Here is a 14,258-nt window from a genome sequence, read left to right as displayed (position 1 = left end):
GAAGCAACTGAGCTGAAGATTTATCCAAAACCGGGTTTGAACAACGTAACCGGATTTACAATTATGTTCATGATGGGTCTGCTGACCAGTACAGTTGCTGTTATTATGGAAGACCGCAGGCAGCGGACGATGGCAAGAGTCTACACGGCGCCGGTCCGCGCTTATGAAATCGCACTGGGCAATTTTCTGGGGAGTTTTGCGATCGGTTTGATCCAAATTGTTTTGGTACTGGGGATTAGCAGATGGGTGCTTCATTATGATGCGGGGATTCCATTTGGCATCCATTTGCTTATTTTGGCCGCATTTATGCTGGTCTCCATGGGGATTGCGAGTACGGTTGCCGGCTTGATTCGTGAATCCAAAAATGCAACCATGCTGAATTCACTGATTATCACACCGACGTGTATGATTGGTGGCTGTTTCTGGCCGCTGTCGATCATGCCGGATTATATGCAAAAACTTGCTAATTTTGTTCCACAGAAATGGGCGATTCAAGCAGTGGAAACGATCTCTGCTGGCGGTACGTTGTCGGACATTGCCCTACCGCTGCTGATTCTGTTTGGCATGGCAGCCATTTTGCTGACGGTCGGTTCTGCGATTCTTCGTCCCAGCCAGCCAGGCGTAGATGCGTAAAGTGTGAATCGTTTGTATGATGAAGGTAATCACATCGTGTGCCATTGCTGTAAAACGAATAAAACAAGTGATCCGCTTTTTTAGCCATAAAAGTATAGAATAAAAACAAAAAGCACGTTCTGCTGAATCGAATTCAGTAAGAACGTGCTTTTTATAATAGAGCAAGGATGCTTCATACGAAATGTTTGAGATTAAGGCTGGAGTTGACGCAAGACGGTGATTTCCACACGTCTATTTTTTTGCCGCCCAGCTGCGGTAGTATTATCCCCAGTTGGGCGCGTATCCGCGTATCCGGCATATTGAAAGCCGTCAGGGTCGAGCTTTTCTTTATCGAGAAAAAATCGCAATACAGACAGTGCGCGTTCACCGGAAAGCTCCCAATTGTCTTTATAGGTAGCGTTTGCCCCGACAGGAACGTTATCCGTATGCCCTTCAATGCTAACAACGGTGCTCAGATCACGGAACAAGCTTGCCAATTTGCTTAGTGTGGGTGAAGCATCACTTTTGAGTGCAGCTTTTCCCTGATCAAACAGGAAGCGGTCACTGAGTGTGATAGAGATGCCTTGCGGCTTGTCCGCAACAAAAATCTGGTTTTCCAGTTTATTGTCCTCGATATACTGGGTAATCACATTGAACAAATTTTGCAGCTCCTGCTCCTGTGATCTGAATTGCTCTTCACGCTCCGTAAGTGGCTGATCGTCATCAGCTGGCTTACTTGTCTCGGAGCCGGAAGAGGGTCCTTTGCCTTCTCCGGGGTCTTCGCCCTGAATCTGGGAAGGCGGATTCTTGGTAATAGCTTGTCCAGCTGTACCACCAATACCTTCACCTTGATCGAGCAGGGAGTTGGATTGGTTGAAAGTATTTTGCAACGATTGAGTAACCACATCGTATTTACCAGAATCCAGATGGCTCATGGCATACATGATCACAAAAAAGATCAGCAGCAGAGTAATGAGATCGGCATAGGTAATCATCCAGCGATCTCGATGATCTCCAGGTTCACGTTTTCCGCGCCGTTTACTGCGCCGACTCATCCAATCCCTCCTTCACTACAGGACGTGTAATCTGGCGGTGAGTAAGTGTGAAGGACTCCAGCCGTTTACGCACAAGCTGAGGGTTTTCCCCGTTCTGGATGGATAATACGCCTTCGAGCAGCATTTCCATCGTCTGAATTTCGTCAGCTCCACGGGATTTAATTTTGGAAGCAATGGGTAAAAAGATAAGATTGGCACTGGCGACCCCGTAAAGGGTTGCGGTAAAGGCAACAGCAATTGCTGGTCCCAGTCCGGTAGGGTCGGTCAGACTGCCGAGTACCTGAATAAGTCCCATTACGGTACCAATGATACCCATCGTTGGAGCATAACCGCCTGCTGATTCAAAAATTTTGGCATAACCTTCATATTTTTGTTCGACGGAATCAATCTCCATCTCCATGATCTGGCGAACAACATCCTGATCTGTGCCATCGACAACCATCTGAATACCATCTTGCAAAAATGGATGCGGATGGTCCATTACTTTTCGTTCCAGTGCAAGCACGCCTGAGCGGCGAGCGATTGAAGACATATCTACAAGTTCTTCAACCCACTGGCTTGTGTCATTGTTGTTACGCCCAAAGGCCATGCGGAGGGCAGCAGGAATCGTACGCAGCCGATGTGCAGGGAAACTGGCAACAACTGCGGCAATCGTTCCACCAAATACAATTAGAGCAGCCGTCTTTTGCATCAGACCGGATAATTGGCCACCTTCCCATAAAAAACCACTAATGACTGCGGCAATCCCGGCAATAATGCCGATAAGTGTCGCAATATCCATAAATTAACCCACTCCTATCTTTAGTTCGCGATTGCATCACTTGCACAGACGAGGTATAATTATACGGGAACAAATATTCCTATTACTATAAGTTTTCCCATATGTAAATTCGGGGAACTTCGACAATATATAGTGACTATTATTTTAGACGATAGGGTGAGATACGGCAATGAGCGATATTATAATGAGCGACAAAACGTTCGAAATCGAATCAGAGTTTTCTCCCCAAGGTGATCAGCCTGCAGCCATTGAAGAATTGGTGAAGGGCGTTCAGGAGGGGAAGAGATATCAGACATTGCTGGGTGCAACCGGTACGGGTAAGACGTTCACCATTGCACAGACGATTGCCAAGCTGCAACGTCCCACACTGATTATTGCCCACAATAAAACGCTGGCAGCTCAGCTTGCAAGTGAGTTCAAAGACTTTTTTCCAAATAACATGGTTGAGTATTTTGTCAGTTACTACGATTACTTTCAGCCAGAGGCCTATATTCCTTCCTCGGATACGTACATCGAGAAGGATTCAAGTATCAATGAAGAGATCGATAAGTTGCGCCATGCGGCTACGAGTTCATTGTTTGAACGCAGAGATGTCATTATTGTAGCGAGTGTATCCTGCATCTATGGTTTGGGTTCGCCGCACTCCTATTCCAGCATGCTTCTGTCCCTGCGGGTAGGGATGGAGAAACCGCGCAATCAGATTTTGTCCCGTCTGGTGGAGATCCAGTATCAGCGAAATGACATTAACTTTGTGCGCGGTACGTTCCGCGTGCGGGGCGATGTCATTGAGATCTTTCCAGCATCCAAGGGTGAACATGCGATTCGGGTGGAATTATTCGGAGATGAGATTGAGAAAATTACGGAGATTGATGTGTTAACCGGAGAACTGGTTGGGGAACGTGAGCACATTGCGATATTCCCGGCATCTCACTTCGTAACCCAGGAAGAGACGATGAAGGTTGCGCTAGTGAATATTGAGCGTGAACTGGAAGAGCGTCTTGAAGTATTGCGTGAACAGGGGAAATTGTTGGAGGCTCAGCGACTGGAGCAACGTACCCGGTACGATATCGAGATGATGAAAGAAGTCGGCTTCTGTTCAGGGATTGAAAACTATTCCGGCCCACTGACATTCCGCGAACGAGGCGATACACCTTACACGCTAATGGACTATTTTCCGGATGATATGCTGATTGTGGTCGATGAGTCCCACGTGACTCTTCCACAGATCCGTGCGATGTATAACGGTGACCAAGCACGGAAGACTGTACTGGTTGATCACGGATTCCGTCTGCCATCTGCGCTGGATAACCGCCCTCTCAAATTCGATGAGTTTGAAGGGAAGATGGATCAGATTATCTATGTATCTGCGACACCAGGTCCTTACGAGATTGAGCATACGGATACGATGGTGCAACAGATCATTCGTCCAACCGGTCTGCTTGATCCAATTATTGAACTGCGTCCAACGAAGGGGCAGATCGATGACCTGATCGGTGAGATTAATGACCGGATTGCGAAAGACGAGCGGGTCCTGATCACAACATTAACGAAGAAGATGTCCGAGGATTTAACAGATTATCTGAAGGAGATCGGAATCAAGGTACGTTATTTGCACTCCGAGATCAAGACATTGGAGCGTATGGCGATTCTACGTGATCTAAGGCTGGGGGTTTTCCATGTCCTTATCGGAATCAACTTGCTCCGGGAAGGTCTGGATCTTCCTGAAGTTTCTCTGGTAGCCATTTTGGATGCCGATAAAGAAGGCTTCTTACGTTCGGAACGCTCACTGATTCAAACGATTGGCCGGGCGGCGCGGAACAGTGAAGGTCGAGTTATCCTGTACGGTGACAAAGTGACAGATTCGATGGAAAAAGCGATGAAGGAAACGGAACGCCGTCGTGCGATCCAAATTGCGTATAACGAGGAGCATGGCATTACACCACAGACGATTCGCAAAAAAGTGCGTGATGTGATTGAAGCAACCAAAGTTGCCGAATCCAAGAAAGACTATCTTACAGGCGCTGCCGAGAAGATGTCGAAGAAGGAACGTCAGTCGCTTATTCAGCGCCTAGAGGCAGAGATGAAAGACGCAGCCAAAAACTTGCAGTTTGAGCGTGCTGCTGAACTTCGTGATGCATTGCTGGAACTGCGCGCAGAATAGCTTATTAAGGCAGACAGCATAAGTTTAAGATAGAGGCACAGTAGAATGTGTCGCAGCATGGATAGATCTGCAACAAGAGAACGGCCGGGTGGCCGTTCTCTTGTTGAGTCAGGAAATCAGTGATATCTACCGATAATTAGACATGTTGAAAACGTAAAATCAGGTCTATACTGATAGAAAAGTTGAAATTGGTTAAAAGGTTTATAGGAAAACATTTGGAAGTCGTGTACCCAGGAGCCGAGCCGAAGGCAATGGCGACCATCGCGAACAAGGCGAAGCCGTGAGCGTCCGGTGTTTAAGGGGAGCCGAGCCAAAGGCAATGGCGACCATCGCGAGCAAGGCGAAGCCGTGAGCGTCCTGGTGTTTAAGGGGAGCCGAGCCAAAGGCAATGGCGACACTTGCGAACGAGGCAAAGCCGTGAGCGCCCTCTCGTTGTAGAGCGGCCGTCTAAGAGACCGGCATTTGGCCGGGATCTTGGACGAAGCTGCGGGCACACGACAACCTTCACATAGCAAGACCCGACCATTCACCATTGCACCGCCTGTTTCGGGTGTCCAGAGGGCTGCGCCCTCTGGGGCCCTCCCTTGGAAGGGAGGGTTTGGGAGGGATCGAAAAGCCTTTAAAAAAGGTTGGAATTTCAACATTGAAAGGATGAATACCATTGGCGAGCGAGAACATTGTCATCAAAGGCGCGCGAGCGCATAACCTCAAAAACATTGATATCACCATCCCGCGTGACCGTTTTGTTGTATTGACCGGTCTGAGTGGCTCAGGCAAGTCCTCGCTGGCTTTTGATACGATATATGCCGAAGGACAGCGACGATACGTTGAATCATTATCGGCTTATGCACGGCAGTTTCTGGGGCAGATGGAGAAACCGGACGTTGATTCCATTGAAGGATTGTCACCGGCTATCTCCATAGATCAGAAAACGACAAGCCGTAACCCGCGTTCCACCGTCGGAACCGTTACGGAAATTTATGACTACCTGCGTCTGTTATTTGCACGTGTGGGACATCCTCATTGTCCGGATCATGGCGTGGAGATTAGCTCCCAGACCGTAGAACAAATGGTTGACCGCATAATGCAATATCCTGAGCGGACCCGGTTGCAGATTCTGGCACCGATTGTCTCTGGACGCAAGGGTGAACACAAAAGCATATTTGCCGATGTGTCCAAGCAGGGCTTCGTTCGTGTACGGGTGAACGGTGAATTGCGTGATTTGTCGGAAGATATTCAATTGGAGAAGAACAAAAAGCATACGATTGAAGTCGTCGTTGACCGGATCGTGATTAAGGAAGAAGTGCAATCACGTTTGGCCGATTCTATTGAGACTGCACTTAATCTGTCCGGTGGACAGCTGCTGGTAGATATTATGGGTGAGGAAGAGCTGCGCTTCAGTTCCAACTTTGCCTGCCCGGTGTGCGGATTCAGTATTGAAGAGCTGGCGCCGCGCATGTTTTCGTTCAACAGCCCATTCGGTGCCTGCCCGGATTGTGATGGATTAGGTGTCAAAATGATTGTTGACCCGGACCTGTTGGTGCCGGATCGAAGCAAAACAATTGAAGAGGGTGCGTTTGATGCCTGGACAGGTGGTACATCCACCTATTATCCGCAGTTCCTCAAGTCGGTATGCGAACACTTTAACATCCCGCAAAACGTACCTGTAGAAGATCTGCCTGCTGAACAAATGAACAAGCTGTTGCAGGGTACAGGTACGGAGAAAATTCGTTTCCGGTATGAGAATGATTTTGGACAGCGGAAAGAAGCATTGGTTACCTTTGAAGGTATTGTGAATAATCTGGAGCGTCGTTACCGTGAGACAGCATCCGAAGGTATCCGTGAATTCATTGAAGGTTATATGAGTGCCAAGCCTTGTGGAACATGTAAAGGACAGCGACTGAAACGTGAAAGCCTTGCTGTTACGATTAACGATCACAACATGGCGTATGTGACAAGTTTGTCCATTGGAGAAGCTGGCCGTTTCTTCGATTCGCTGCAATTGAGTGAGAAAGAAGAAATAATCGCCAAACTTATTTTAAAAGAAATCAACAGCCGTCTCGGCTTCCTGGTAAACGTAGGACTGGATTACCTGACCCTGAGCCGTGCTGCAGGAACGTTGTCCGGTGGTGAAGCCCAGCGGATCAGACTGGCGACACAGATTGGTTCCAGCCTGATGGGTGTGCTGTATATTTTGGATGAGCCGAGTATTGGTCTGCATCAACGGGATAACGATCGTCTGATCTCCACACTCGCTCACATGCGGGATATCGGTAACACACTGATCGTGGTTGAACATGATGAGGATACGATGATGGCCGCCGATTATATTATCGATATTGGTCCGGGGGCAGGAATCCACGGTGGTACCATCATGTCGCAGGGTACACCGGAAGAAATCATGAATGACGAGAACTCGTTAACGGGTCAATATCTGAGTGGGCGCAAGTTTATTCCGGTTCGTACCGAACGCCGTAGTGTCGGGGACCGCTGGCTGGAAGTGCGTGGAGCGAAGGAAAATAACCTGAAAAACCTCAATGTAAAAATTCCAGTGGGTGTATTTACCGCAGTAACGGGTGTATCCGGCTCGGGTAAATCGACGCTAATTAATGAGATTTTGTATAAAACGCTTGTTCGTGATTTGAACCGTGCACGGGTACGTCCAGGTCAGCACAAAGAGATTCGCGGTCTGGAACATATTGATAAAGTTATTGATATTGACCAGTCACCAATCGGACGAACACCACGCTCCAACCCGGCTACGTATACAGGCGTCTTTGATGACATCCGTGATCTGTTTGCACAGACCAATGAAGCCAAAGTGCGCGGATACAAAAAAGGTCGGTTCAGTTTCAATATTAAAGGTGGACGTTGTGAAGCATGTCGAGGGGACGGCATTATCAAAATTGAGATGCACTTCCTGCCGGATGTCTACGTGCCTTGTGAGGTCTGCAAAGGCAAACGGTATAATCGCGAAACACTTGAAGTCAAATACAAAAATAGAAATATTGCAGATGTGCTGGAAATGACGGTAGAGGATGCAACGCAGTTCTTCGAGAACATTCCGAAAATTCATCGCAAAATGCAAACCTTGCTCGACGTGGGGTTGGGCTACATTAACTTGGGCCAGCCTGCAACAACGTTGTCCGGTGGTGAAGCACAACGCGTGAAGCTCGCTTCCGAGCTGTATCGTCGTAGTACGGGTAAAACGATCTATATTCTGGATGAGCCAACGACCGGTCTTCATGTCGACGATATTGATCGTCTGCTGAACGTCCTGCACCGTCTGGTGGATTCCGGAGAATCGGTACTCGTTATCGAGCATAACCTGGATGTTATCAAAACAGCCGATTATATCGTTGATCTGGGTCCGGAAGGTGGAAGCGGTGGCGGAACTATTGTTGCGACAGGTACGCCTGAGGATATTATTAAAGTGGAAGCCTCCTATACCGGTAAGTACTTGAAGCCAGTATTGGAGCGGGATACGGAACGAAGCAAGACGTTACAATTGACGGAGTAAATGCTCCAGTTTACAGGTTATTTGTGAATATCTAACCCTTCTTTTCATGAAGTAGGTGGCATCGATATATGATCTGATGCCCTCTTCTTCCGAGGAGAAGGGTTTTCTGATATTTTACCGTTGTGCCAATCTTAATATGACATCGGTGAAAGTGTTTACATATGTGGTAGAGCAAGCATTCCATCAATCTACTGCCAAACTGGATTTTTTTCATTTTTCTGGATGATAGGGCTTGCATTACAAGCAGGGTACAGATAACATAGAGGAAGATATTAGGGTATGCGTTTAGCTGTTCAACTATGGTGAGGAGGTCTGTCTATCCATGCTGTTTGCAGAAGCTGCCGCGGCGAGTACTTCGAATTTTAATGCGTTTGATATTTTTGTCATCTTATTTACGATCCTGATTTTCATTGGAGTTGTCCGACTGGTTCGCGCACCGAAGAAGAATTTGTTTGCTATCGGATTTGCAGTGGTTAGTCTGCTGGTATTCCTTTTGACGGACTATGCCATGATTACCGGTTGGTTTGGTTCGTAGAGACACCGCTGAACTTATTTGAAAACAGCAAGTAGAAGAACAGACAAACACTTTCCAGAGAATTAAGGAGGGTGTTTTTTTGTGTTTTGCAGAGTGGTTCGGATAATACGGTCTTCTCTATCGAAATTAGGTCTTAAAGAGATTGTACAGGAATAATTTGTATGTTAAATTTGAGGATACCGGTATTGCAGATAATAGAGAAAGAGATTCAGTAATGGATCATATGGTTCGGTTGCATAACGGAGGATATATAGAGAGGGTTAGGTGAGAGAATGAGAGTGTTGGGGAAAAAGGGCGTAGCCATACTGATGGCTGCTGTACTCTCGATCAGTGTTGCAGCAACGGCTGGGGCAGCGGAGTCTTCATCAAGTATGCAAGCCAAAATGGTAGATGGACAAGTATATGTTAGTTCAAAGGATTTGGTCAAAGCGCTCGGAGGAAGTGGGCAATATGACGCCAAGTCTGGAACGTTTCAGTATAAGGGCAGTGAAGCAGTCCCGAAAGTAATTGAAAAAGTATCTCCTTCTGTTGTAGGCATTATCGGCAAATCTACTGAATTACAGGATGGCGTCACATCGGATCGCTATAACCTAGCTCATGGCACTGGCGTGATCATCCGCTCCAACGGCTGGATTGTGACGAATGCCCATGTGGTTGATGGATTAATAAATCCGTTGGTCGTGACGACTGATGGCAATACATATAAAATCACCAAAACATACAGTGACCCGTTAAGCGATATCGCTCTAATCAAAATTAATGCCAAATCTCTTAAACCGGCGACCTTCGCCAAAGCTTTCCAAACAACTGTTGGAGAAACCGTCATTGCCATCGGCACACCGATTTCCTTCTCTTTGCGTAACTCGGCGACAGTGGGCGTAATCAGTGGTCTTAATCGGGGAGTGGAGGCTACCTATCGGTTGATTCAAACAGATACAGCCATTAACCCTGGCAACAGCGGCGGACCGCTGGTCAACCTCAAAGGTGAAGTTGTTGGTATTAACTCTATGAAATTTTCAGCAGTGGGTATCGAGAGCATGGGATTTTCAATTCCAGTAGATACCGTTCAATATATTATCAATCAGTTCTTTGAATACGGAAAAATCAAGCGTGCAAGCCTCGGCTTGCAACTGGAAGAGAGCTGGTCAGCGATTGTGGGCCTGCCTACTGATGATCCTTTGACGATTACGGGTGTGCTGTCAGCTCAAGCGAAGAAAGCCAAAATTAAAGAGGGGGATGTGTTATACAGTGTGGCAGGCACACGTGTGTCCTCTGTGGTGGATATCAATGAGTTGCTCAAAAAGTATGTGCCAGGACAGAAAGTCAAACTGTTAATGCAAACGGACGGCGATATTGTCACTCGTACGGTGGTCCTTGCTGATCGAGCGGATATCCAAGACGATGAAGATGAGCAGTTCACTGTAGATGAAGATCAATAAAGCCCGGCGAGCAATCCGGATCCAGAGAGGACGAATGAACGGAATGAAAAAATCATTTTTACGTGTGCTAAGCACAGGTATGTTAGCCGGGATGCTGAGCATTGGAGCGGCTTTGCCTGCGTGGGCATCCGATCTTATAACAAGTGAGCTGCGGATCACAGCGGGTAGTACGAGCGCTTATATCAACGGCAGCAAGCAGGCAATCGCCAAACCATATCAGTTCAAAGGCGTTACGATGGTTCCTGTTGGTGTATTCAAGAAGGCTTTTGGCAGCGAGATCCGACTGGAGAAGAATGATGTGGTCAAAGTTAAGGAAGGTCCGCATACTGTCACCTTAACCATTGGCAGTTCGATTGCCTGGGTGGATGGAGTCAAAAAAGAGATGGGCGCAGCCCCAAAAATGGTTAATGGCGTGCTTATGGTACCACTCCGCCCGGTAGCTGCGGGGATTGGCGCTACACTTGCTCCAAGCAGTTCAGGAGAAATGGTCATTCGATTATTGCAAACGGACGAATCGGAGGATGAGGACGAGGGCGGCATTAATCTGGACGAAGGCAAAACGAGAATTGGTAACAGTTATTACGGCTGGTCCATTAATTACCCATCCGACCTCATGATTCTGCAAACGGGTGAGCAGGAGCGCATGATGACATTTGGCGCGGAGGACAGCAGTTATTATCTTGAAGTGTATGTGAGTGACCAGGATGTGAATTTGGATTCGGATGATTTGTTACAGCAGCTTGTTCAGGAAGCAAAAGAGAGCGGAGATACGGTGCTCGATCGGGAATCGATTGCCAAAGGGAAAACACCTTATGCCCGGATTGTGGTTAAGGATGCGGACGGGGTGTTATGGGAAATGCGCCAATATATCCATGATGGTCGCCAATATGACGTATACCTCGCGGATTATGGAGCACTGAATTACAAGGATCTGGGCAAACGTGCAGCGCTACTCAATTCATTCCAGCCTACTTATGCTCAGTCCGATCGTACAATTAAGGATCTTTCAACCGTGGATGAGGGGATGCGCTCTACCTGGAATGATGATTATGGCATTGAACTGAAGATTCCAGCAGGCTGGTCCATGGACAACACCCAGATGATATACGAAGCCAAGGATGGTGCATATCTGCAACTACGTGTTACATCTGCACCGAAGGGTGCGACGGTCAAAGAGTGGAGTGGCCAACTGGACAAGTGGATGCGTGAGACATTCACGCCGGAAAGTTATGAGCCGATAGGTTCGTATACGATGGATGTATCAGGCGAGACTGCCGAAGTGAATGAGTTCCGTTATAACTTTGGCGATGGATGGCAGACGGAGTTCGATGTTCTTTTGCAAAAAAATGGCTATCGCTATTATGCAGAGTATACGTTCCCTGAGGAGCAGACGAAGGATCGGGAATGGTTTAAGAGTATCATGAAGAGTGTTGAGATTGATTTTGATACCGTATCTGATAATTTCGGACAGCTGGATGAAGACCCATATTTGACGGATAAAACAAAATCTGTGACACGAACGTCCAAACGTTATCATTACAGTGTAGATATTCCACGTTACTGGACGCCGTACAATGATCGGTTTGAGTATTCTCCTGTGGTTTATACCTTCACAGGTGGTCAATTCTCCATTGCCGCGAGTGAGGACAAATCCATTGAAATGACTGTCAGTCAACTTAGAGAGGCGTATGCGGAAGCAACCAAAACGCGTAAAAATTTCAAATTGATTAGCAGTGAGGAGTTGACGTTTGCGGGTGTGCCTGCGTTTTCCTTTATCTATCATGAAGTGGACAATGGTGTGCCGTATACCGGACGTCAGATCGTGTTTGAACAGAACGGAACGACGTATACCATTACGAGCGGGCTGAATGACGCCAACAAGACGGAAGTCCAGGCAGCAGCGCTGGAAAAAGCCGTGAACTCATTTACTTTTATCAAATAATACGAAATACTGAAATAAATAGATGTATGTTGCCGGAGGGTCGAGAGATCTTCCGGTTTTTCGTATATGCATGTTGAGTGAGATGGAAATGAAAATGATAAACGGTTTTTTCAGGAAAGCGTAGAAGAGTCGTTGCAGAAGTGGTACACTATACTAGTTCAGGAGTTATGACTGCTGTTCTGAAAAATAAGAATGACTGTAGGCTTGGGAATCAGGCAATACAGACATAATGTATAGATATAGCGATACAGTGACAATGCAGGCGTATGGAATCAAGGAACAGGATTAGCGTACAGGGTATTAGGGATGAAATCCGGCTATGCCGGTTATGGGGAGGATACACATGAAAACAGCAACAATACGAAGAGAAGACGTTGAGCTTCTGGCACCCGCAGGTGACTGGGACTGTATGCGTTCGGCGGTAGCCAACGGCGCGGATGCGATTTTCTTCGGAGTCGAAAAATTTAATGCACGGGCACGGGCGAACAATTTCCGTATGGACGAGCTGCCAGAGATTATGGCGTTTTTGCACAGTTATGGCGTAAAAGGTTTTTTGACCTTTAATATATTGATTTTTGAAAATGAATTGACGGATGCCAAAGAACTGATTGACGCTTGTGTCGATGCAGGTGTGGACGCCGTGATTGTACAGGATTTGGGTCTGGTCAAAATGATTCGCGAGATCTCGCCGGACTTCCCGATCCACGGTTCAACCCAAATGACGATTACGTCACCGGAAGCGGTGGAGTTTACGAAGCCGTTTGATATGGAACGTGTCGTGCTTGGACGGGAGAACAACCTGAAGCAGATTCAGAAGATCGGAGAACAGGCGAAGTTACCGATGGAAGTATTTGTTCACGGTGCGTTGTGTGTGTCTTATTCCGGGCAATGTCTGACTTCTGAAATGTGGGGTGGACGTTCCGCCAACCGTGGGGAATGTGCACAGGCTTGTCGTCTGCCGTACGACCTGATGGTGGATGGTGAGCATAAACCAATGGGCGATGTGGCGTATCTGCTGTCTCCGAAGGATCTGGCTGCAATTGACTTGATGCCGGAACTGATCGAAGCAGGCGTAACTTCCTTCAAAATCGAAGGACGTCTCAAAACGCCAGAATACGTGGCCAACGTGGTTAGTAAATACCGCAAAGCGATTGACCGTTACTTTGATGGAGATAATACTCCTCCAAGTAAGGAAGAAGTTCGTGAATTGCAGCAGAGCTTCTCTCGTGGATTCACACACGGTTTCCTGGACGGAACGAATAATAAACAGCTGGTTGACGGTACGTTCCCGAAAAGCCGTGGCGTCTATCTGGGTCGTGTAGACCAAGTATTGCGTGATGGTGTCGTCCTGAAGCTTGATGCACCAGTGAAACGTGGAGACGGAATTGTATTTGATGCCGGAGATCCGACGAAGAAGGAAGAGGGCGGACGTGTCTACGATGTACGTCGCAAAGGCGTGAAGCTTGAAGGCGAAGCAGAGGAAGGCTGGATCGTGGACGTTGTACCAGGACGTAGTGACGTGGACCTGCGCCGCGTGAAAGTTGGTGACAAAGTATGGAAAACGAATGATCCGGCGCTGGACAAACGTCTGCGTCAGAGCTTTGAAATCGAGAAGCCTTATCGTATCTTCCCGGTAAACGTAAAAGTTATCGGCAGCCCAGGGCAGCCGCTTAGCACATGGTGGACGGACGTGCAGAAGGGCACGACGGTCCGTGTTAATTCCGAGATGGAACTGGATATCGCCCAGAAGCGTCCAATGACACACGAATTGCTCGAAGAGCAATTCGGACGTCTGGGCGGCACTGTGTTCCAGCTGGAAGAATTGGACGTCAACTTGCACGGTGACGTCATCATCCCGATGCGCGAGTTGAATAACATTCGCCGTCAGGCGGTGGAACAACTCGCGGGCGAGCGCCCTAAACCGCCCGTCTACGTGAAACGGGCGGTGGAAGTCTACGGCGATGCGGTTAAACCAGCAGCGCCAGTTGCTCGCGGTCATGCGGAGCTGACCGCGCTATGCCGCAGCCTGCCACAAGTAGAGGCAGCGCTGGAAGCGGGTGTCGGCATGATCTACGCCGACTTCGAGTTTATCAAGCAGTTCCCGGCAGCGGTGGAAGCTGTTCGTGCCGCAGGCCGCAAGATTGCGTTGGCAACACCACGCATTCATATGCCTGGCGAGAACGGATATCACAACAACATCCTGCGTTTGCAGC

Annotated in this window: 9 protein-coding genes; 7 read left to right on the top strand and 2 right to left on the bottom strand. The window is 47.9% G+C overall.

Going from position 1 to position 14,258, the window contains the following annotated elements; translation table 11 throughout:
- The coding region (locus tag A6049_RS34235) for an ABC transporter permease (protein ID WP_240321556.1) at positions 1-633 on the top strand (633 nt) is incomplete at its 5' end.
- A gap of 191 nt (positions 634-824) precedes the next feature.
- Here the strand turns inward: A6049_RS34235 and A6049_RS26615 are convergent.
- Positions 825-1,667 (bottom strand): flagellar motor protein MotB, encoded by an 843-nt coding sequence (locus tag A6049_RS26615; RefSeq protein WP_063567501.1) that lies wholly within the window; start codon positions 1,665-1,667, stop codon positions 825-827.
- Positions 1,651-2,448 (bottom strand): flagellar motor protein, encoded by a 798-nt coding sequence (locus A6049_RS26610; protein WP_063567500.1) that lies wholly within the window; start codon positions 2,446-2,448, stop codon positions 1,651-1,653. Before A6049_RS26610 ends, A6049_RS26615 begins: the two co-directional genes overlap by 17 nt.
- 169 nt (positions 2,449-2,617) lie before the next feature.
- Here A6049_RS26610 and uvrB point away from each other — a divergent pair, with 169 nt between their 5' ends.
- From uvrB to A6049_RS26580, 6 genes are all read left to right on the top strand, one after another.
- A complete protein-coding gene (gene uvrB, locus A6049_RS26605) occupies positions 2,618-4,609 on the top strand; it encodes an excinuclease ABC subunit UvrB (protein WP_063567499.1) in 1,992 nt (663 codons plus the stop codon).
- A 661-nt stretch (positions 4,610-5,270) separates the two neighbouring features.
- Positions 5,271-8,129 (top strand): excinuclease ABC subunit UvrA, encoded by a 2,859-nt coding sequence (uvrA, locus tag A6049_RS26600; RefSeq protein WP_063567498.1) that lies wholly within the window; start codon positions 5,271-5,273, stop codon positions 8,127-8,129.
- Positions 8,130-8,451: 322 nt separating this feature from the next.
- Positions 8,452-8,664, top strand: a complete 213-nt coding sequence (locus tag A6049_RS26595) for a hypothetical protein (protein WP_063567497.1) — start codon at positions 8,452-8,454, stop codon at positions 8,662-8,664.
- A gap of 272 nt (positions 8,665-8,936) precedes the next feature.
- A complete protein-coding gene (locus A6049_RS26590) occupies positions 8,937-10,103 on the top strand; it encodes a S1C family serine protease (RefSeq protein WP_240321555.1) in 1,167 nt (388 codons plus the stop codon).
- A 43-nt stretch (positions 10,104-10,146) separates the two neighbouring features.
- Positions 10,147-12,045 (top strand): stalk domain-containing protein, encoded by a 1,899-nt coding sequence (locus A6049_RS26585; RefSeq protein WP_240321554.1) that lies wholly within the window; start codon positions 10,147-10,149, stop codon positions 12,043-12,045.
- Positions 12,046-12,388: 343 nt separating this feature from the next.
- Positions 12,389-14,258: peptidase U32 family protein (locus A6049_RS26580; protein ID WP_063567496.1), on the top strand; the 1,870-nt coding region annotated here is incomplete at its 3' end.

The organism is Paenibacillus sp. O199, from assembly GCF_001636635.1.
Classification (GTDB): domain Bacteria; phylum Bacillota; class Bacilli; order Paenibacillales; family Paenibacillaceae; genus Paenibacillus; species Paenibacillus marchantiae.
Note: the sequence above shows the minus strand (reverse complement) of the source record. Positions and strands in the feature narration are given on the sequence as shown.

Coding starts and splice junctions, on each gene's coding strand:
- A6049_RS26615 (WP_063567501.1), bottom strand. CDS start 1,667: ATGAGTCGGCGCAGTAAACGGCGCGGAAAACGTGAACCTGGAGATCAT.
- A6049_RS26610 (WP_063567500.1), bottom strand. CDS start 2,448: ATGGATATTGCGACACTTATCGGCATTATTGCCGGGATTGCCGCAGTC.
- uvrB (WP_063567499.1), top strand. CDS start 2,618: ATGAGCGATATTATAATGAGCGACAAAACGTTCGAAATCGAATCAGAG.
- A6049_RS26595 (WP_063567497.1), top strand. CDS start 8,452: ATGCTGTTTGCAGAAGCTGCCGCGGCGAGTACTTCGAATTTTAATGCG.
- A6049_RS26590 (WP_240321555.1), top strand. CDS start 8,937: ATGAGAGTGTTGGGGAAAAAGGGCGTAGCCATACTGATGGCTGCTGTA.
- A6049_RS26585 (WP_240321554.1), top strand. CDS start 10,147: ATGAAAAAATCATTTTTACGTGTGCTAAGCACAGGTATGTTAGCCGGG.